The sequence below is a fragment of the Bacillus sp. AP50 genome (assembly GCF_040492675.1).
GTDB classification, from domain to species: Bacteria; Bacillota; Bacilli; order Bacillales; family Bacillaceae_G; genus Bacillus_A; species Bacillus_A cereus.
In genome coordinates this window covers 1-21298 of record NZ_JBEUTW010000023.1, presented here as the reverse complement: position 1 = coordinate 21298, position 21298 = coordinate 1, and the positions used below count along the sequence as shown (strand labels likewise).

Genomic DNA, 21298 nt, shown 5'->3' with positions numbered 1-21298 from the left:
TTAAAAGCGTAAGCGGATCACACCGCTCATTCTCTCTATTTTGAAAAAAACCCGCCTTGCGCAGCGAGTTTTACTTATCTTTGTTTGCAGGTACTGCATGACAATGACGACAACGCGGTTCATACGATTCTGAAGCTCCAACTAAAATAATTGGATCATCAAATGCCGCTGGTTCTCCATCAATTAATCGTTGTGTACGACTTGCTGGAGATCCACATACAGAACATACTGCTTGTAGTTTTGTCACATGTTCAGCAATCGCCATCAGCTGAGGAACTTGTCCAAATGGTAGACCACGGAAATCTTGGTCTAAACCAGCTACAATGACACGATAGCCACGATTTGCCAATACTTGCACCACTTCCACAATGTCCCCATCAAAAAATTGCACCTCATCGATTGCAATAACATCCAGCTCTTCTGTAATATGTTCAAATATATCCTTTGAAGCTGAAACAGGAACTGCTTTTACCTTTAATCCGTTATGTGATACTACATCTTCTTCACTATATCGATTATCAATACATGGTTTAAATACAATTGCATGTTGTTTTGCAAATTGCGTACGGCGCACACGGCGGATTAGCTCTTCTGACTTGCCAGAAAACATACTACCGCAAATCACTTCAATCCAGCCATTTTGATTTATTAAGTACATGAAGCTCTCCTTTCATCTACTTTTCAGTTAAAAGTAGGGTAAAGGTATAATATTTTCGCAAAAAAAACAGACAAGCGAATACATACACTTGCCTGTTTTATGTTTTTATTACTTAAGACCGTATTTCTTATTGAAGCGGTCAACGCGTCCGTCTGCAGTAGCAAACTTCTGACGTCCAGTGTAGAATGGGTGAGAATCAGAACTGATCTCAACTTTTAGTAATGGATAAGTGTTACCATCTTCCCACTCAACAGTTTCGTTAGATCCTTTAGTAGATCCGCTTAAGAATTTGAAGCCTGTGTTTGTGTCCATGAATACAACTTTCTTGTAATCTGGGTGAATTCCTGCTTTCATTCTTTTCATCTCCTTCCGCCCTGAATCATTTTCGAAACAGAGTTTTTCATCTTCAGCTGCATACACAACTATATTGATGAAACACATATGATGAAATTATAACAAGGCTAACTTCATTTTGCAACTACCTGTTTTTGTCTTTTTAATTTTAAAAGCGCAAGCGGCTCGTTCAGAATGGGAGGGGGATGGAGCTTCTGACGTAGAGGCGCTTTTTGCCTCGTAGGAAGACGCGAAACCACCGACCATTCTAGCCGCTGGAGCTCGATATTAAATTTAAAGTGGAGGTGGCTCGCTCAGCTCTGACCAGCTAAGGTTCTTTCGCCCTAAAGGTGCTTTTTACCTTTTGGGCGGAAGGTTCTTAGATGCGAAGAGCTAGCCACCGGAACTGGATATTATCTTAAAGTGGAGACGGCTCGTTCAAAATCGCAGGGCATTGGAGCTCTCGACCCTGAAGCGCTTTTTGCTTCATGCGAGAGAGCAAAATGACCGGAGATTTTAGCCGCTGGAGCTCGATATTATCTTAAAGTGGAGACGGCTCGTTTAGCTCTGACTGGCTAAGGTTCTCTCACTTATTTCTCTCTTTAATATCACCTAAACAGCATAAAAAACTCGCTTACTATAAAATAAGCGAGTCCTGATTTTTTCCCTTTACTTAGTTGTTACATACCTTTTTGAGTCTGCAACAATGTTTTGTAAAAACTCTTCATTTGTCTTCGTTTGACGAAGCTTACGTAAGAAACTTTCAACGAAGTCTGGTGTATCACGCATTGTTTTACGAATGCCCCATAACTTGTCTAAATGTTCTTTTGGAATTAATAGATCTTCTTTACGTGTACCAGAACGACGAATATCAATCGCCGGGAAGATACGACGTTCAGCTAATGAACGATCTAAGTGAAGTTCCATATTTCCAGTTCCTTTAAATTCCTCGTAAATAACATCGTCCATACGTGATCCTGTATCAACAAGGGCTGTTGCTAAAATTGTTAAGCTACCGCCTTCTTCAATATTACGCGCAGCTCCAAAGAAACGCTTCGGTCTATGGAAGGCAGCTGGATCGATACCACCTGATAATGTTCTACCACTTGGTGGAATAACGAGGTTGTAAGCTCGAGCTAAACGGGTAATACTATCCATTAAAATGATAACATCTTTCTTGTGCTCTACAAGACGCATCGCACGTTCTAACACAAGCTCAGCTACTTTAATATGATTTTCTGGCACTTCATCAAAAGTAGAACTTACAACATCTCCTTTAACAGAACGTTCAATGTCTGTTACTTCCTCTGGACGCTCATCAATTAAAAGTACAATTAATTCTGCTTCCGGATGATTTGTTGTAACACTATGCGCGATTTCTTTTAATAGACTTGTTTTACCAGCCTTTGGAGGCGCAACAATTAAACCACGTTGTCCAAATCCAACTGGTGCGATTAAATCCATGATGCGTGTCGGTAACTTTTTAGGTTCCGTTTCCAATTTCATTTGGCGATCTGGGTATAATGGTGTTAATGCAGGGAAATGCACACGCTCTTTTGCTGAATCTGGATCATCTCCGTTTACAGCTTCAACTTGTAATAACCCAAAATAGCGTTCATTTTCTTTCGGAGGTCGTACTTTACCAGAAACCTTATCTCCATTACGTAAATCGAAACGACGAATTTGCGAAGCTGAGATATAAATATCTTCTGAGCTTGGAGAATAGTTGATAGGACGTAGGAATCCAAATCCTTCTGATTGAATAATTTCTAATACGCCTTCCATGAAAAAGAAACCTTCTTTTTCTGCTCGAGCTTTCAAAATAGAAAAAATTAACTCTTTTTTCGTTAATTTGCTATAATACGAAATCTTAAATTCTTTCGCAAGCTCGTATAACTCTTTTAATTTCATGTTTTCTAATGCTGCAATTGACAAATTCATTCAGACACCACACTTTAACGTTATTCTCTTTTTTCATGGGTAAAGGGAAAAAATACGGAAGGCAAATAATTAATAATGAAAGGCAATAAGTTCAAGTAGGGTAATATTCACTATTGTAACCCTTTTATCTAGTTTTAATCAATACGTTGGAACACAAATACAAGAAGCGAAGACAAGAAAATTTGTCTTCGCTTCTTATTTAATTTAGTTCCAGCTCCGATAGTTAGAAAAGTCGACCATTTTAACCTTTCTGAGCGAGCCGCTTGCACTTTTTATTTAATCCAGCTTCAGCAGCTAGAATGGTCAGTCATTTCACCCCTTCCTGCGAGGCACAAAACGCCTCTTCGTCAGGAGTTCCAATGCCTTCCCCTTCTGAGCAAGCCACCTCCGCTTTTTACTTAATCCAGCTTCAGCAGCTAGAATGGTCGGTGGCTTCACTTCTTCCTACGAGGCAAAAAGCGCCTCTACGTCAGAAGCTCCATCCCCCTCCCATTCTGAACGAGCTGCTTACGCTTTTTATTTAATAACCAAGTTTGGTTTTTTATTCAAGCTATGACGTCCATCCACGAAGCGAACTGTGCCTGATTTTGCGCGCATAACAAGGGATTGCGTTGTTCCTACGCTACCTTTAAATTGAACACCGCGTAATAGTTCTCCATCTGTTACGCCTGTTGCTGCAAAGATTGCATCGTCACCTTTTACTAAGTCCTCCATGCGAAGGATACGATTAATGTCTTCTATGCCCATTTTTTTACAACGTGCTAATTCAGCTTCGTTTTGTGGCAATAGTTTTCCGTGAATTTCTCCACCTAAACATTTTAAAGCAACTGCTGCTAATACACCTTCAGGTGCTCCACCAGATCCAAATAAAATATCTACACCTGTACGATCAAACGCTGTATTAATCGCTCCAGCTACATCTCCATCATTAATCAATTTAATGCGCGCACCAGCTTTACGAATTTCTTCGATAATTTCTTGATGACGTGGACGATTTAAAACTGTCGCTACAACATCTTCAATATCTTTATTTTTCGCTTTCGCAACTGCACGTAAGTTATCAATAATAGGCGCATCAATGTCGACCGCCCCAACTGCTTCTGGGCCAACCGCGATTTTATCCATGTACATGTCAGGGGCATGTAACAAATTACCGTGGTCTGCAATTGCAATAACAGCAAGAGCATTCCAGCCACCAGCTGCTACGATGTTTGTCCCTTCTAAAGGATCAACCGCAACGTCTACACGTGGTCCATATCCTGTACCTAATTTCTCTCCGATATATAGCATTGGTGCTTCATCCATCTCACCTTCACCAATTACAACTGTACCTTTCATCGGAATTGTATCAAATACATCACGCATAGCTGATGTTGCTGCACCGTCTGCCTCATCCTTTTTCCCGCGCCCCATCCAACGCGCTGATGATAAAGCTGCAGCCTCTGTTACACGTACTAACTCCATAGATAAACTTCTCTCCACGATAATCCCTCTCCTTTAAGTCTTTATATTTCTGCCGTATTTTGTGAACCGTGTTTTTCTATAAAGTGTACTTCCGCAAGTAGTGATGCTTCGCTTCCCCCTTGCGGAAGTATCACTTATGCGTTCTTCATTTCTTCAATTTCTTGCTTTGTCATTTGTTCTCGCCAAATGTTTGCTCCAAGCCCTTTAAGCTTGTCCACTATATTCTCATAACCTCGATCAATATGCTCAAGTCCTGTTACTTCTGTAATTCCATCTGCCATTAATCCTGCAATAACAAGTGCCGCTCCTGCTCGTAAATCACTCGCCTTCACTTTTGCACCTTGCAATAATACAGGACCAGTTACAATTGCCGAACGACCCTCTACTTTAATTTGAGCATTCATACGACGTAATTCATCAATGTGTTTGAAACGGGCACCGTAAATCGTATCTGTTACAACTCCTGTTCCGTGCGCCTTTGTTAAAAGCGTCGTAAACGGCTGTTGTAGATCCGTTGGAAAACCTGGATATACAAGCGTTTTGATATCAACTACTTTTAACTTTCTATTACCGTTCACCGTAATTTGATCATCGTTCGTTTCAACTTGAACACCAGCTTCTCTTAGCTTTGCAGTAACTGATTCTAAATGCTGAGGAATAACATTATCAACCGTTACTTCTCCTCCTGATGCAGCTCCTAGAATCATATACGTACCAGCTTCAATACGATCTGGGATGATAGTATGGTGACAACCATGTAAAGAGTCCACACCATCTATTCGGATTACATCTGTACCAGCACCTTTAATACGTGCCCCCATGCTTGTTAACAATGTAGCTACATCAATAATCTCGGGCTCTTTCGCTGCATTTTCAATAACAGTTCTACCTTTTGCTCGTACAGCTGCTAGCATAATATTAATCGTAGCTCCTACACTAACAACATCTAAATAAATACGTGCCCCGCGTAGCTCATCTGCTCTTAAATAGATGGCACCTTGTTCATTCGTAACATGTGCACCTAGCGCTTCAAACCCTTTAATATGCTGATCAATCGGCCTCGGTCCTAAATGACATCCACCCGGAAGCCCAATAACAGCTTTTTTAAAACGGCCAAGCATTGCACCCATTAAATAATAAGAAGCGCGCAATTTTTTCACTTTTCCATTTGGCAAAGGCATTGCAACCATGTTAGAAGGATCGACTACCATCTCCTCCTCCTGTCCATAAGTTACTTTCCCTCCAATTTCCTCTAGTAAGTCTCCTAACATTTTCACGTCCGAAATATTAGGGACACCACCAATAGTTACTGGAGTATCTGCTAAAATTGTCGCTGGAATTAATGCAACGGCACTGTTCTTTGCACCACTTACTCGAATTGTTCCATTTAAAGCTCTTCCGCCTTCAATTAGCAATTTTTCCATATTGAGCTCCCTTCTTGTGAATGTATTTACTTTCTATCTTTTTATAGAAAGCTCCCCTTAAGAATCTCAATTACTCTTTCCATCCCAAAACTCAATAAATAGGAAACCATTATCTTCATTTCTCCTGTAGCACGAATAGATAAAGATCAACTATTCATCGAATGTACTTTATCAATTTAGATACGTTATCACATTTATTAATAGGACTATGCACATTATTTTCTATTTAAAAACCAAAAATGATAAAATCTTTAGACTTGTTCACGCTTTCATTATACAACGAAAGGAAACCGTCTAAAAGACTAGACGGTTTCCAAAACGGAATTTTATTCTTACGCTTTACCGTTAGAACCGAATTCGCGAATTTTACCAATAACAGTTGCTTTGATAGCGTCGCGGCCAGGTCCGATAAATTTACGAGGATCGTAAACTTCTTGGTCTTTGTTTAATACTTCACGAACAGCTTTTGTAAACTCGATTTGGTTCTCAGTGTTTACGTTGATTTTTGAAGTACCTAAAGAGATAGCTTTTTCGATATCAGCAGTTGGGATACCAGTACCACCATGTAATACTAAAGGTACGCCAGTGAAGTCACGAACTTGTTCCATTTCAGCGAATCCTAAGTTAGGCTCACCTTTGTAAGGACCGTGTACAGAACCTAAAGCTGGAGCTAGGCAATCGATACCTGTTGCTTCAACAAGGTGCTTACACTCTGCTGGGTCAGCGTAAATTACGCCTTCAGCGATTACGTCGTCTTCTTGTCCGCCAACTGTTCCAAGCTCAGCTTCAACAGATACGTTACGAGCGTGTGCGTATTCTACTACTTGTTTAGTAGTTTCAACGTTTTCTTCGAATGGGTGGTGAGAAGCGTCGATCATTACAGATGTGAAACCTGCATCGATTGCTTCTTTACATTTTTCGAAGCTTGAACCATGATCAAGGTGAATCGCTACAGGAACAGTGATGTTCATTTCTTCGATTAAAGCTTTAACCATAGCTACAACTGTTTTGAAACCAGTCATATGACGAGCTGCACCCTCAGATACACCTAGGATTACAGGAGATTTTTCTTCTTCCGCAGCAGCTAAGATAGCTTGAGTCCACTCTAAGTTGTTCATGTTGAATTGACCAACTGCGTATTTTCCTTCTAGTGCTTTGTTTAGCATTTCTTTCATAGAAACTAAAGGCATGGTGAATCCTCCTAAAAAACGTTTTTTGTATCCGATAAGTTCTTATCGCTGGTAGTATGACCAGAATAAGGTAAAATATGTATATCTACATACCGGACTTTTTTCTACACTCAATAGGATAACAACTTGTACTCAAAAACTCAACCGTATTCACCTGCACAATAGTCCATGTAAACGCTTTTTTCCATATTTTTTATAAAAAATTCATTTTTACGCCTCTACAGCGAGCTCATTTCTCACAGCTTGACGAATTTCATCAATATCAAATGGTTTAGCAAAATGCATTAAAGCACCTAAATCTTTTGCTTCTTGGATCATATCAAGCTCTCCATAAGCAGTCATTAAAATTACTTTAATACTCTCATCAATTTCTTTTACATGCTTTAAAATCTCTATACCATCCATGCCTGGAATTTTCATATCTAACACTACTAAATCTGGATTATCTTTTTTCACGATATCTAAAGCTTGAAATCCATTTGCTGCTTGGAATGTCTGATAACCTTCTTTTTGGAACACTTCATGTAATAGCACACGAATCCCATATTGATCATCAACGATTAAAATTTTACCTTCCATAATTCCCAACCTTTCTGTGTAAGTACAAGATTTAAAGCTTCTTATATCTTAACGATTTATTTTCGCTATTCTTTGGCAAATTCCTTCCTATTCTTTCTTATTTTACCGTTTCCTATTTTGTTATGCTACCCTACGATTTCACCTTTCTAAAAAAATAAACTATAATGAAAGCCGGCAAACACGTACGAAGGGAGTAACATTATGTTAAAAATTTTTTCAACTCAATTAAGTGGTTATTTCTCCAGAGTTTCTCAAAAAGAAGAAATGAATATAGAAGATAGTGCTCGTTTACTTGCTCAAGCACTAGTTGGCGATGGTTTCATTTATTTACATGGTACAAATGAAATGGAAGGCGTTGTTGCCGAGGCACTATTCGGTGCTGAACCAATGAAGCAAGCAAAACGCTTATTTGAAAATGGTAAAGAAGTAGAAGTAACTTCTGCGGATCGTGTACTTCTTATTAGCCGTTTTTCAACAGATGAAGCGGTTGTAGAAATTGCAAAAAAACTACAAGAAGAGGGACACTCTATTGTCGGCATTTCTGCTCTTCAAGAAGGTACGGAATCACTCGAACGATATACAGACGTACATATTGATACAAAACTGTTAAAAGGTCTTATTCCAGACGATGAAGGTAATCGCTACGGATTCCCAAGTTTAATAGTAGCTTTATTTGCTTATCACGGAATCAAATTTACAATCGATGAAATGTTAAATGAATATTAAAAAAAGCGCCTTATTTCAGGCGCTTTTTTTATTACTTGCTCTCTTTATTCGTAATAGAAGCTCTTACGAAGTCATGGAACAATGGTTGTGGACGGTTTGGACGAGAAACAAGTTCTGGGTGGAACTGTGCTGCCACGAACCAAGGGTGGTCTTTTAATTCAATGATTTCAACTAGACGGCCGTCTGGGCTTGTACCAGAGAATACAAATCCTTCTTTTTCCATATCAGGACGGAACTGGTTGTTGAACTCATAACGATGACGATGACGCTCATATACAACCGGTTCATTATAAGCATTGTAAGCATTTGTTTCTTCAGCAAGCTTACATGGGTATAGACCAAGACGAAGTGTACCACCTAGGTCCTCTACATCTTTTTGTTCTGGTAATAAGTCGATGATTGCATATGGTGTGTCAGGGTTGATTTCAGAAGAGTTAGCACCTTCTAAACCTAATACATTACGTGCGAATTCGATTGATGCAAGTTGCATACCTAAGCAAATTCCTAAGAATGGAACTTTGTTTTCACGAGCATATTGAATCGCAACGATTTTACCTTCTACACCACGATCGCCGAAGCCACCTGGTACAAGGATACCATCTGTATCGCCAACTAATTCTTTTACGTTTTCTGCTGTTACGTGCTCAGCATTTACCCATTTTACTTCTACATCTGTGTCGAATGAGTAACCAGCATGACGAAGTGCTTCTACAACAGAAATATAAGCATCTTGAAGTTCTACATATTTACCAACAAGAGCGATTTTTGTTTTCTTAGAAAGATTACGCACTTTGTTAACTAGCGCAGTCCACTCTGTCATATCTGCAGCTGGATTGTCTAATTTTAAGTGGTCACAAACGATTTGGTCCATGTTTTGTTCTTGAAGAGATAATGGAACCGCATATAAAGTATCTGCATCGCGAGCTTCGATAACTGCTTTTGTATCGATGTCACAGAATAATGCAAGCTTGTCTTTCATATCTTGAGAAACAGGCATTTCTGTACGAACAACGATAATGTTTGGTTGAATACCTAAGCTACGAAGTTCTTTAACACTATGTTGTGTTGGTTTTGTCTTCATTTCACCCGCTGCTTTTAAGTACGGGATTAACGTACAGTGAATGTACATTACATTGTCACGACCGATGTCGCTCTTAATTTGACGGATTGCTTCTAAGAATGGTAGAGACTCGATATCACCAACAGTTCCACCGATTTCTGTAATAACAACATCCGCATTTGTTTCACGACCAGAACGATATACGCGTTCTTTAATTTCGTTAGTAATATGAGGAATAACTTGAACTGTTCCTCCTAAATATTCACCGCGACGCTCTTTTTGAAGAACTGAAGAGTAAATTTTACCTGTTGTTACGTTGCTGTATTTGTTTAAGTTAATGTCGATGAAACGCTCATAGTGACCAAGGTCTAAGTCAGTTTCTGCGCCATCATCTGTTACGAATACCTCACCGTGTTGGTATGGGCTCATAGTCCCTGGGTCTACGTTAATGTATGGATCAAACTTTTGAATCGTTACGTTTAAACCACGATTTTTTAAAAGTCTTCCAAGAGATGCTGCTGTAATACCTTTTCCTAAAGACGATACTACACCGCCTGTTACAAAAATATACTTAGTCATGAAAAAGCTCCCTTCTATTTTGCTGTTATATAATCACCGTTGCAAAGCGCAACGTATGTAGATAACACTGTATCCATCTTATTGTTAGACTCTTTTTATTTTCTAAACAAAAAACAAAAAAGAAAATTGCTCCCCTCATCACAAAAAGTAATAAGTAGGGAGCAATTTTCTTTTATATTTACACTTTAAAAGTATTATCGTCCTTTTTTAAAGAGCCCAAAAATGATTCTACATGGACGATAATGAAAAGTCAAGAACTACAGTTCTTCCTCTTCTTCTTCTTCAGTTTCATCATACTCAAGTTCTTCTTCAGCGAAGTCGTCGTCATCTTCGTCTAAATCATCAAGATCGTCGTCATCTCCGTCTTCTTCTTCAAGAACCTTGTCCAAATCTTCTACATCGTCTTCATCTTCACTTACGTCTGCATCGTCGAAGTCATCTTCGTCTTCTTCAATGTAGTCGTCAAAACCGTCTTCTTCAACTTTACGTTTCTTCTTCGGTTTTGGTTGAGGCAAGATTTCTTCATCAATTTGCTCATATGGGTACCAGCTGCGTAGTCCCCAACGATTTTCTCCTAAATTAATGAAACGTCCATCGATGTTTAAGTCTGTATAAAATTGTGCGATTTTCGCATTAACTTGCTCTTGAGATAGTCCCAGCACTTGAGCGATTTCTTGAACCAACTCGTTGAATGTCGTTGCTTGTTTTTTATCCCCTAAAACGCTATGTACAACTTCAATCATTGAACATTCTTTTAGCTCTTCTGGTGAATATTGCTTAAAATCCACTTATGCGGCACTTCCTTTCATCAAATATAACCTTATATATAACGGCCTGCTTAAAAAAATCCATACTATTCATTATAAACAAAAGTCGCACAAATATGCTACAAAAAAAACGGGAAACTTTTTATAGGGTAGTAAAATTATAATTTGTCTGTTCCTTATTTCGGAAGCATATGGGCCCCTTGCAATACATACCTAATTTGCATTTCTGTATATTCTTCGAGCGTATACAGTTTTTGCAGCGCCCAGCGTCTAAATCCCCACATCTGTCCTTGTATAAAAATATTATGCGCAAGAAGCTGTATTTCTTTTTTATTTAATGTAAATGTTCCATTTTCCGTACACTGTTCTAAAATATTCTCGAACATTCCTACCATTTGAAACTCCTTTTCTAATACATACGGAAGTGATTCTTTCGGTAAAAAGCGTACCTCTTGATACATTATCAATACTTCTTCCTGTAATTCGTCCATCACTTTAAAGTAATTCGTTATTGCTATCTTTAAACTTTCTATACTCCCTTTTTCTGTACACACTACTTCCTCTAATCTTTCTTTTACATGTTCATATATACTATCACAAACTAAATATAAAACATCATCTTTGGTACGAATGTACTCATAAAGTGTCCCTATACTAAACCCAGCCGCTTTTGCAATCTCTCTCGTTGTTGTACGCGGAAATCCTTTTTGTTTAAACAGTTGCACCGCACCTTTAATCATTTGTTCACGTCTTAACGCAACTAATTTTTCATCTTTCACCGATGCATGCACATTATGTTTAACCATTCCCTTCACCTCTCTCTATTATTTTTTGGAAGGAAAAAGCGTAGGAAAATACCTACGCTTTCGTTCCTACTTCGTTAACATACGAGAAATTACAAGCCTCTGAATCTCTTGTGTTCCTTCATATATTTGTGTAATCTTTGCATCTCGCATATAACGCTCTACTGGATAATCTTTCGTATAACCGTAACCACCAAATACTTGCACCGCTTCAGTCGTCACCTTCATCGCTGTATCTCCTGCAAATACTTTTGACATCGCTGATTCTTTTCCATACGGAAGCCCTTCTGATTCAAGCCAAGCCGCTTGATATGTTAAAAGGCGTGCTGCTTCTACATCTGTTGCCATATCCGCAAGTTTAAAGCCAATCCCTTGCTGCGCCGCAATTGGTTTTCCAAACTGATGGCGCTCCCTTGCATATTCTACAGAAGCATCTAAAGCCCCTTGTGCAATCCCAACAGCTTGCGCCGCAATACCGTTACGACCTCCATCTAATGTTTGCATCGCAACTTTAAACCCTTGCCCCTCTCCTCCAAGTAGATTCTCTACAGGAATACGGCAATCTTCAAACATAATTTCAGTCGTTGGTGAAGAGCGAATCCCTAGCTTGCTCTCCTTCTTCCCAACTGAAAATCCCGGTGTATCACTTTCTACAATAAATGCACTCGTACCGCGCTGCTTCGATTCAGGATCAGTTAGCGCAAAAACAACATAAATATCAGCAATACCGCCATTTGTAATGAAAATTTTTGATCCATTTAAAATATAATGATCGCCATCTCTCTTTGCGATTGTCTTCATTCCACCAGCATCCGATCCAGATCCTGGTTCCGTTAAGCCGTATGCACCAATTTTCTTCCCTTCAGCCATCGGCCGTAAAAACTTTTGCTTTTGCTCTTCCGTCCCAAATTTAAAAATTGGCCATCCCGCAAGTGAAGTATGCGCAGACAGTGTTACACCTGTTGAAGCACAAACGCGAGATAATTCTTCAATAGCGATTACGTATGCTAAGTAATCGCTTCCAATTCCACCGTACTCTTCAGGCCATGGAATACCAGTTAAACCAAGCTCTGCCATTTGATCAAATAACTCTCGATCAAATCGCTCTTCTTCATCACGCTCAGCTGCTGTTGGTGCCACTTCATTTTTAGCAAAATCTCGAACCATTTTTCTTATCATTTCATGTTCTTCTGATAGTTTAAAATGCATCTCCGTCTCCCCCTCGCTCTTTTATAAAGCACGGCTAATAACAAGTTTCTGTATTTCACTTGTTCCTTCATATATTTGCGTAATTTTCGCATCACGGAAAAATCGTTCTACTGGATAGTCTTTCGTATAACCGTAACCACCAAATACTTGCACCGCCTCAATCGCGACTTCAACCGCTGTCTTAGAAGCAAATAATTTCGCAATAGATGCTTCTTTACCGCATGGTAATCCTTGTGCCCTAAGAGATGCCGCTCTATATACGAGTAACCTTGCTGCCTCGACACTTGTTGCCATATCTGCAAGCTTGAAGCCAATCCCTTGCTGCGCCGCAATTGGCTTCCCGAATTGCTCTCTTTCTTTTGCATAATCAATTGCACAGCCAAGCGCCGCTTCAGCAATTCCTAAAGCCTGCGCACCGATTCCAATTCGCCCAACATCTAAATTCGCCATCGCCACTTTGAATCCTTGTCCTTCTTCCCCAAGTAAATTCTCAGCTGGCACTTTCATATCTTCAAAAGTAAGTTGTACTGTACGAGAACCGAGAAGTCCCATCTTATGTTCATCTTTTCCAATGATTAAACCAGGTGTATCTTTCTCTACTATAAATGCAGAAATACCACTTTTTCCTGCCTCTGGATTTGTAGAAGCGAATACAATGTATGTACTTGCTTCACCACCATTTGTAATAAACACTTTCGATCCATTAATAATATAATGATCACCTTTTTTCACAGCTCTTGATTTCAAACTCCCTGCATCTGATCCTGCATTTGGCTCTGTTAAAGCAAATGCACCTAAATATTCCCCGGTTGCAAGTTTAGAAACATATTTTTTCTTCTGTTCTTCTGTTCCAAAATATAAAATCGGATTCATTCCAACTGACGTATGTACAGCTAAAATTACACCAACTGTTGCACTTACCTTTGAGATTTCCTCAATTGCTAGAATGTAAGAAATAAAGTCCATTTCTGCCCCGCCGTATTTTGCAGGCGCTGGAATACCCATTAATCCAAGCTCACCCATCTTTTGCAAAATCTCTTTCGGGAACACCCCTTGTTCCATACTAGGAACAAAGGGAGCTATTTCCTTCTGTGCAAAATCCCGAACCATTTTCCTCATCATTTGCTGCTCTTCATTAAAACGAAAGTTCATATATTCCGCCTCCATTTGCTATATATCCTTTAAATAATTTGGTAAGACCACTATGTTGTAACAAAGGGGGCATTTATTCGTAAACGTAGAATCCACGACCTGTTTTACGCCCTAACCATCCTGCATTCACATACTTACGTAATAATGGACATGGGCGATATTTACTATCTCCTAATCCTTCATGCAACACTTCCATAATGTATAAACACGTATCTAAACCGATAAAATCAGCGAGTGTCAAAGGCCCCATCGGATGGTTCATACCAAGCTTCATGACTTCATCAATTGCTTCTTTCGTCGCTACACCTTCATATAACGTATAAATTGCTTCGTTAATCATCGGTAGTAAAATGCGGTTTGATACAAAACCTGGGAAATCATTCACTTCAACTGGTACTTTCCCAATTTTTTTCGTAATATCTTCAATTGCTTCATATACCGCATCATCGGTAGCCAAACCACGAATAATCTCAACAAGCTTCATAACTGGAACTGGATTCATAAAGTGCATACCGATTACTTTTTCCGGACGCTTCGTTACCGCTGCAATTTCTGTAATTGGCAGAGATGACGTATTCGTCGCTAAAATTGCGTGTTCTGGAGAAATTTCATCTAGATTCGCAAAGATTTTCTTTTTAATATCCATTTTCTCAACAGCTGCTTCAATAATAAGATCCGCTTCTTTCACACAATCTAAATCAAGCGTTACTGTAAGACGATTTAATGTCGCTTCCTTCTCTTCTTCCTTCATACGTCCTTTTTCTACTTGGCGCGCTAAGTTTTTCGTAATGATAGCCATTCCTCTATCTAATTGCTCTTGCTTTAAATCTTGTACCTTCACGTCATATCCTGCCATTGCACATACTTGTGCAATTCCTGATCCCATTTGCCCTGCACCAATTACAACAATGTTTTGTACACCCATTTTTTCTTCCCCCTTAATTGTTAATAAATTTTATACCCTCGAACTTTAATTAGTGGACTTCAATCATCACTGCGTCCCCTTGACCGCCACCGCTACAAATCGAAGCAATTCCAATTCCGCCGCCGCTCTGCTTAAGTGCATGGATTAGTGTAACGATAATGCGCGCTCCGCTTGCTCCAATTGGATGTCCCATCGCTACCGCGCCGCCATTTACATTCAATTTTTCCGGATCAATTCCTGCGATTTCTGTACTTGCAATTGCTACCGCTGCAAATGCTTCATTAATCTCGAATAAATCGATGTCTTCAATTTTCTTGCCTGTTTTTTCAAGCAATGCGTTAATTGCATAACCTGGCGTTCTTGGGAAATCTTTAGATTCCACTGCAATTGCTGTATGCGCCAAAATTGTCGCTAATGGCTTTCTTCCTTCTTGCTTCGCTCTGTCTTCGCTCATTAATACAAGTGCGGCACCACCATCATTTAGTCCCGGCGCATTACCAGCTGTCACCGTCGCTGTCTTATCAAATACAGGTTTTAACTTTGCTAACTTTTCAATCGTTGTATCTTCACGTGGCGCCTCATCCTTTGCAACGACAATAGGATCGCCTTTTCTTTGCGGAATCGTTACTGGCACGATTTCCTCTTCAAAACGCCCTTCTTTATGTGCTGAAACCGCACGCTGATGGCTACGATATGCCCATTCATCTTGCGCTTCGCGAGAAATTCCATCTTCCTTCGCAACTTCTCCGCCATAAACGCCCATGTGTGTACCTGAAAATGCACATGTTAAACCGTCAGCAACGTTTAAATCAACAACTTCGTTATTGCCCATTCTGTATCCCCATCTTGCTCCGCGTAAAATGTAAGGACTGTTACTCATCGACTCCATACCGCCAGCTACAATTAGTGATTGATCGCCAGTACGAATAATCTGATCCGCCAACGTAACCGCACGAAGTCCTGATGCACAAACTTTATTCACTGTTTCCGTCTGCACTTCCCATGGGATTCCAGCAGCCCTTGCAGCTTGGCGCGATGGAATTTGCCCCTGTCCACCTTGAATAACCGTTCCAAATATAACTTCTTCAACATCACTAGCCGCAACATTTGCTCTTTCAAGCGCTGCTTTAATTGCAATTCCTCCAAGTTCCGTCGCTTTTACATCTTTTAAAGATCCTCCAAATTTTCCAACTGGTGTTCTTGCAGCACTTAAAATAACTGTTTTACTCATGTTTCTTTCCCCCATTTCATTTTTTAACACTGAGCGCTCGCTCGGTATCCCTACGTTGAGAAGAGGTGCAATCATTGCACCTCTTTCTAAAGTTGTATACATTCTTGCAAACTACATCGCTTCTTTTTTCTGTCCGATAACAGATCGTTCTAAAATCTCTGTCACATCAAGAGTTTGAACCTTCTCTTCTACCTCTTTCGCTTTCGTTCCATCACTGATCATCGTTAAGCAATATGGACAACCTGTACCGATAATGGATGGCTGTACAGCTAATGCTTGTTCTGTACGAGCAACGTTAATACGTGAACCTGTTGTTTCTTCCATCCACATTAAGCCACCACCTGCGCCACAGCACATTCCCGTTTCACGGTTACGTGCCATTTCTACAAGATTCACTCCAGGAATCGCTTTCAAAATGTCACGTGGCGCTTCATACACTTCGTTGTATCTTCCTAAATAACAGGAATCATGGTACGTAACTGTTTCTTCAATAGCGTGAACAGGCTTTAAGCGCCCTTCTTTCACCCACTGAGCTAACAATTCTGTATGATGATAGACTTCTGCTTGCAAGCCAAAGTCCGGATACTCATTTTTAAATGTGTTATAAGCATGAGGATCAATCGTAACGATTTTCTTCACTCCTGCCTTTTCAAATTCTTCGATATTCTTTGTCGCCATCTCTTGGAATACAAATTCATTTCCAAGGCGGCGTGGTGTATCTCCAGAATTCTTTTCTTTATTACCGAGAATTGCGAATGAAATGCCTGCTTCGTTCATTAACTTCGCAAACGATATCGCAATCTTCTGACTACGATTGTCGTATGATCCCATTGAACCAACCCAGAATAAATACTCGAATTCCTCCCCAGCTTTTGATTTTTCTTTTACAGTTGGAACTGTTACTTCGTCATCACCTTGGCGCCATGTTTCACGCTCTTTACGGTTCAGCCCCCACGGATTTCCTTGACGCTCGATATTTGTCATCGCGCGTTGTGCTTCCGCGTCCATTTTCCCTTCAGTCAAAACGAGATATCGACGTAAGTCAATAATTTTGTCAACATGCTCATTCATAACTGGGCATTGATCTTCACAGTTACGACACGTTGTACATGCCCAAATCTCTTCTTCTGTAATAACATCTCCGATTAAACTCGGATCGTAAGCGAGCGTTGTAGACGCTGATTCTTGTTGCCCTTTTCCAGCTGCCATCATCGCTAACTGATTTCCTTGTGTATTATTGAAGGCAACTACTGGAACCCACGGTGCTTTTGATGTTACCGCAGCTCCTTTATCAGTTAAATGATCGCGAAGTTTTAAAATTAAGTCCATCGGTGATAACATTTTTCCTGTTCCTGTTGCCGGACACATATTTGTACAACGGCCACACTCTACACAAGCGTATAAGTCAATAAGTTGATTTTGTCTAAAGTCTTCGATTTTACCAACTCCAAATGTTTCTTGCGTTTCATCTTCAAAATCAATCTTTTCAAGCTTCCCTGGGTTTGAAAGACGACCGAAGAATACATTAGCTGGTCCTGCAATTAAATGCGCATGTTTTGATTGTGGAACATACACTAAAAACGTTAACAAAATTAGTAAATGCACCCACCAAGAAAAATAGAACACTGAAATGGCTACGGTTTCATTTATCCCGCTAAAAACGTAAGCGATTGCAGAAGCAATTGGTTCACTCCATGAAAGCTCCTCGCCATGCCATATAAGTCCCATACCGTTACCAAGTAGCACAGAAATCATTAAACCACCGATAAAAATAAGAACAAGACCTGATTTGAAGTTACGTTTTAAACGAACAAGCTTTTCTACATAACGTCTATGAAAAGCCCAAAATACTGCAATTAAAATAACAAGTGTGACAATTTCCTGGAAGAATGTAAATGCAGGGTATAGTGGTCCAAGTGGAAGATGTGATCCTGGTGCGAGTCCTTTCCAAACGAAGTCAATTGCTCCAAATTGGACAAGAATAAATCCGTAAAAGAACATAACGTGAATGATGCCACTTTTCTTATCTTTCAGCAGCTTTTTCTGACCGAAAACATTGACCTTAAGGAGATCCCAACGCTCTTTAAAACGACGGTCAAACTCAATTTTTTTTCCTAATTGTATGTAGGCCATTCTCGTCCGTATAAGATATACAAACAAATATCCTGCATAAGCAATAACAGCAATGGCAGCCAGCCAATTAATAATCAGTAAGCTATTCATTTTTATGCTACCCCTCTCTTTGTAAGCCCTCTTTCTTTTTGAATCTTCAAAAATATATAATTTTCTGAATTATATCCCCTATCCCCATTATATAATGAGTGAGCATTCAGTCAACAGTTTTTTGTTATAGAACAACACATTTTTTCATAAAGCTGTTTATTTCGGTGAAACTATAAAGTGAAACTTTAATCAGTAGGGGCGGTTCTTCCCCCGCTGATTATTAGTTGAACCAATCGGGCTTTTATGGGCAGTTGATTTCCTAACTAGCTTCTGCTTATTCATCAATTTTTGAAATAGGAAGCTTACTGCCCGTTAAAGCGGGGTAAAGTGAAACTTTAACCAGTACAACATCTATCCTCTAAAGAAATTTATAATAACAGCCGTGCTACCCGTATCATTTGTAACATACTGAAGGTGAAAAGAATGCGAAGGAGGGAATTCACTGATGCTCTACTTATCTCTTTTGTTAATATCCGTTGCTCTTTGGATTACAATTGACCTTTCATACGGGAGACTTCTTCATTTAAAACGGGTAAGCTCTCGCACTTTCCCTTTACGTCAAAGTGATTTTCACCTTTATACATATGGGAAAGATTTATATGACGCTTTATTTACTGATATAAAACAAGCACAGCACCACATTCATATTTTATTCTTCATTGTAAAAAACGATAAAATCAGTCGTGAATTTTTAAATTTGTTGATTGATAAGGCTCAGGAAGGAATTGAAGTACGACTTTTACTTGATCGATTTGGCAGCCATTCTTTATCAAACGAAGCTATTCGCTCCCTGCAAAAACATGGTGTATCTTTTTCATTTTGTCATAAGGTAAAATTTCCTCTTCCTTTCTTTTCTGCCAATCAAAGAAATCATAGAAAAATTACAGTGATTGATGGGAAAACCGGCTATATCGGGGGATTTAATATTGGCGAAGAGTATCTAGGGCATAATGAACACTTAGGATTATGGCGAGACTATCATTTACGTCTTACAGGAGAAGGGGTTCAAGATTTACAAAAGCAATTTTTGCATGATTGGTTTGATGATACGAAACAGAATTTATTGGATGCTTCTCTTTATTTTCCAAAACAACAACCAGGTACCATCTTGCATCAATTTATTCCGACTGATGGTGCTTATTTACAGCATACTTTTTTACATTTAATTAACGCGGCAAAAAAAGAAATCTGTATCGGTACACCATATTTCATTCCTGGAAAAAAAATTATGAATGCCTTATTAAAAGCAAGAGAAAGAGGGGTTCAAATCACAATTCTTGTTCCAGAAAAAGCTGATCACCCTCTCGTTCGGGAAGCAAAATTCCCGTACTGCCGAAAATTAATACAGGCTGGTTGCAATATTTATGCATTTCAACAAGGGTTTTTTCACGCCAAAATTATTATAGTGGACGATAATATTTGTGATATCGGAACGGCAAACTTTGATATGAGAAGTTTATATATTAATCATGAAATAAACTGCCTGTTATATAATAAACATTTCATTCAAACAGTAAAAAATAAATTCCATGAAGATCTAGAGAATGCATCCGTACTTTCCTATAGCGATGTAAACCCGCCTTCTCTTATCGATAGAGGAAAGGAATGGATTGGAACAATGTTTGCTTTCTTTTTATAGGAAAGACAATGAATAAAAGAGGTGTATCTCATATGATTATACGGTTTGGATATGTCTCACATGCAATGGCACTCTGGGACTGTTCTCCTGCCAAAACAATGACGTTTACAAGCTTTAAGAAACTTAGCAAGCAAGAACGAGAAGACAAACTGTACCATGTTATAAGGCAAAATTTAGAGCACACAATACGTATCCTTCATTACAATATAGCACATGAAATCCCACTATATCGCCTATCGTCTTCCATCGTCCCACTTGCAACACATCCCGAAGTCGAGTTTGACTATATTGGGGTATTCACACCACTTTGGCATAAAATAGGGGCTTTAATTAAAGAACACAATTTACGAATAAGTTTTCATCCGAATCAATTTACGCTATTTACAAGCGACAAACCACATATTACTACTAACGCTATTACGGATATGACTTATCATTATAAAATATTGGATGCTATAGGCATTGCAGATTCTTCTTACATTAATATTCATGTAGGTGGAGCCTATGGAAATAAAGAAAAGGCAATTGAGCGCTTCCATGAAAACATAAAAAAACTTCCTACACATATAAAAAAACAAATGACTCTTGAAAATGATGATAAAACCTATACAACCGCTGAAACTTTATCCATTTGCCAAAAAGAAAATATTCCATTTGTATTTGATTATCATCATCATATGGCCAATCTTTGCGAGGAACCACTAGAAGAGTTGCTTCCTGCAATTTTTGAAACTTGGTCACATACAAATATCTCTCCTAAAGTTCACATTTCCTCCCCGAGATCGGAAAAAGAATTTAGGGCTCATGCTGAATATATCGATTTAGAGTTTATTAAGCCTTTCTTACACATTGCAAAAAAACACAATCATAATTTCGATATTATGATTGAAAGTAAACAAAAAGACTTAGCACTATTCCAATTAATAGATGAACTTTCTGCTATAAGAGGAATGAAAAGAATAGGTGGTGCAATGTTACAGTGGTAAATTGTAACTTTGCACCATTTTTTCAAAAAAGTAATTTTTATAGTAAAAAACATTCTGTTTTATATGCTATTATTTAAATTAGCATTTTCTCCCCGAGATTCAACTTTATTGAAACGGAGTCATAATATGATTAATCAAAAAAAGTATATACAATCTGTCATAATATACATATTTATATTTGCTCTTTGGATATTCCTTATACCAAATGAGTCGAATATAAAAGAAATCGGGATTCTTTTCTTATTCTGTTTCGCTGCACTTTTTTCTTGCTATTGCTTATGTAAAGCGATTAGAAAAATGACGCATGGTGATAAATTATTTTGGATTTTATTATTATGTACTTGTCTATGCGGGTTAGCTATGGAAATAACTTTATTTCTTCCTTCACTTTCTATTCATAAGCAAGTTA

The 21298-nt window shown here is 38.8% G+C and carries 19 protein-coding genes; 4 read left to right on the top strand and 15 right to left on the bottom strand.

Annotation, left to right across the window (positions count from 1 at the left end; genetic code table 11):
• Positions 1-70: 70 nt before the first annotated feature.
• The 7 genes from ABWK52_RS03040 to spo0F form a co-directional block, all read right to left on the bottom strand.
• Entirely contained in the window at positions 71-658 is a 588-nt protein-coding gene (locus ABWK52_RS03040; RefSeq protein ID WP_000280859.1) for a thymidine kinase, read from the bottom strand.
• 108 nt (positions 659-766) lie between these two features.
• Positions 767-1012 (bottom strand): type B 50S ribosomal protein L31, encoded by a 246-nt coding sequence (locus tag ABWK52_RS03035; RefSeq protein WP_000643433.1) that lies wholly within the window; start codon positions 1010-1012, stop codon positions 767-769.
• 648 nt (positions 1013-1660) lie between these two features.
• Complete coding sequence (gene rho, locus ABWK52_RS03030; protein WP_001053903.1) at positions 1661-2932, bottom strand: transcription termination factor Rho; 1272 nt, start codon at positions 2930-2932, stop codon at positions 1661-1663.
• Between the two features lie 516 nt (positions 2933-3448).
• Positions 3449-4414: a class II fructose-bisphosphatase gene (gene glpX / locus ABWK52_RS03025; protein WP_000442340.1), complete on the bottom strand. Its 966-nt coding sequence runs from the start codon at positions 4412-4414 to the stop codon at positions 3449-3451.
• Between the two features lie 116 nt (positions 4415-4530).
• A complete protein-coding gene (murA, locus tag ABWK52_RS03020) occupies positions 4531-5820 on the bottom strand; it encodes a UDP-N-acetylglucosamine 1-carboxyvinyltransferase (protein WP_000413254.1) in 1290 nt (429 codons plus the stop codon).
• A 332-nt stretch (positions 5821-6152) separates the two neighbouring features.
• Positions 6153-7010, bottom strand: coding sequence for a class II fructose-bisphosphate aldolase (locus tag ABWK52_RS03015; protein WP_001131855.1), 858 nt, complete (start codon positions 7008-7010; stop codon positions 6153-6155).
• 210 nt (positions 7011-7220) lie between these two features.
• On the bottom strand, positions 7221-7589 hold the full coding sequence (gene spo0F / locus ABWK52_RS03010) for a sporulation initiation phosphotransferase Spo0F (protein WP_000398594.1): 369 nt from the start codon (positions 7587-7589) through the stop codon (positions 7221-7223).
• A 201-nt stretch (positions 7590-7790) separates the two neighbouring features.
• On the opposite strand from spo0F, the gene ABWK52_RS03005 reads away from it, so the two are divergent.
• Entirely contained in the window at positions 7791-8315 is a 525-nt protein-coding gene (locus ABWK52_RS03005) for a DUF2529 domain-containing protein (protein ID WP_000912404.1), read from the top strand.
• 31 nt (positions 8316-8346) lie between these two features.
• Here the strand turns inward: ABWK52_RS03005 and pyrG are convergent, their stop codons facing one another.
• The 8 genes from pyrG to ABWK52_RS02965 all read right to left on the bottom strand — a co-directional run bounded on the left by pyrG (position 8347) and on the right by ABWK52_RS02965 (position 18264).
• A complete protein-coding gene (pyrG, locus tag ABWK52_RS03000) occupies positions 8347-9954 on the bottom strand; it encodes a CTP synthase (protein ID WP_000170460.1) in 1608 nt (535 codons plus the stop codon).
• 257 nt (positions 9955-10211) lie between these two features.
• On the bottom strand, positions 10212-10742 hold the full coding sequence (gene rpoE / locus ABWK52_RS02995) for a DNA-directed RNA polymerase subunit delta (protein WP_000346280.1): 531 nt from the start codon (positions 10740-10742) through the stop codon (positions 10212-10214).
• Between the two features lie 155 nt (positions 10743-10897).
• On the bottom strand, positions 10898-11527 hold the full coding sequence (locus tag ABWK52_RS02990) for a TetR/AcrR family transcriptional regulator (protein ID WP_000238599.1): 630 nt from the start codon (positions 11525-11527) through the stop codon (positions 10898-10900).
• 66 nt (positions 11528-11593) lie between these two features.
• Positions 11594-12733 carry an acyl-CoA dehydrogenase AcdA gene (acdA, locus tag ABWK52_RS02985; protein WP_050822179.1) on the bottom strand — a complete coding sequence of 380 codons (1140 nt, stop codon included), beginning with the start codon at positions 12731-12733 and terminating at the stop codon, positions 11594-11596.
• Positions 12734-12754: 21 nt separating this feature from the next.
• Complete coding sequence (locus tag ABWK52_RS02980) at positions 12755-13885, bottom strand: acyl-CoA dehydrogenase (RefSeq protein ID WP_001011179.1); 1131 nt, start codon at positions 13883-13885, stop codon at positions 12755-12757.
• Positions 13886-13958: 73 nt separating this feature from the next.
• Positions 13959-14810: a 3-hydroxybutyryl-CoA dehydrogenase gene (locus ABWK52_RS02975; protein ID WP_353771872.1), complete on the bottom strand. Its 852-nt coding sequence runs from the start codon at positions 14808-14810 to the stop codon at positions 13959-13961.
• 49 nt (positions 14811-14859) lie between these two features.
• Positions 14860-16143, bottom strand: coding sequence for an acetyl-CoA C-acetyltransferase (locus ABWK52_RS02970; protein ID WP_141537382.1), 1284 nt, complete (start codon positions 16141-16143; stop codon positions 14860-14862).
• A 9-nt stretch (positions 16144-16152) separates the two neighbouring features.
• Entirely contained in the window at positions 16153-18264 is a 2112-nt protein-coding gene (locus ABWK52_RS02965; protein ID WP_001086776.1) for a heterodisulfide reductase-related iron-sulfur binding cluster, read from the bottom strand.
• Between the two features lie 445 nt (positions 18265-18709).
• On the opposite strand from ABWK52_RS02965, the gene cls reads away from it, so the two are divergent.
• The 3 genes from cls to ABWK52_RS02950 form a co-directional block, all read left to right on the top strand.
• On the top strand, positions 18710-19903 hold the full coding sequence (gene cls, locus ABWK52_RS02960) for a cardiolipin synthase (protein WP_097797090.1): 1194 nt from the start codon (positions 18710-18712) through the stop codon (positions 19901-19903).
• A 32-nt stretch (positions 19904-19935) separates the two neighbouring features.
• The gene (uvsE, locus tag ABWK52_RS02955) at positions 19936-20889 is read left to right on the top strand and encodes a UV DNA damage repair endonuclease UvsE (protein WP_098507851.1); all 954 of its coding nucleotides are present in this window, start codon (positions 19936-19938) and stop codon (positions 20887-20889) included.
• A gap of 126 nt (positions 20890-21015) precedes the next feature.
• On the top strand, positions 21016-21298 hold a 283-nt coding region (locus tag ABWK52_RS02950; protein ID WP_353771871.1), incomplete at its 3' end, for a DUF4084 domain-containing protein.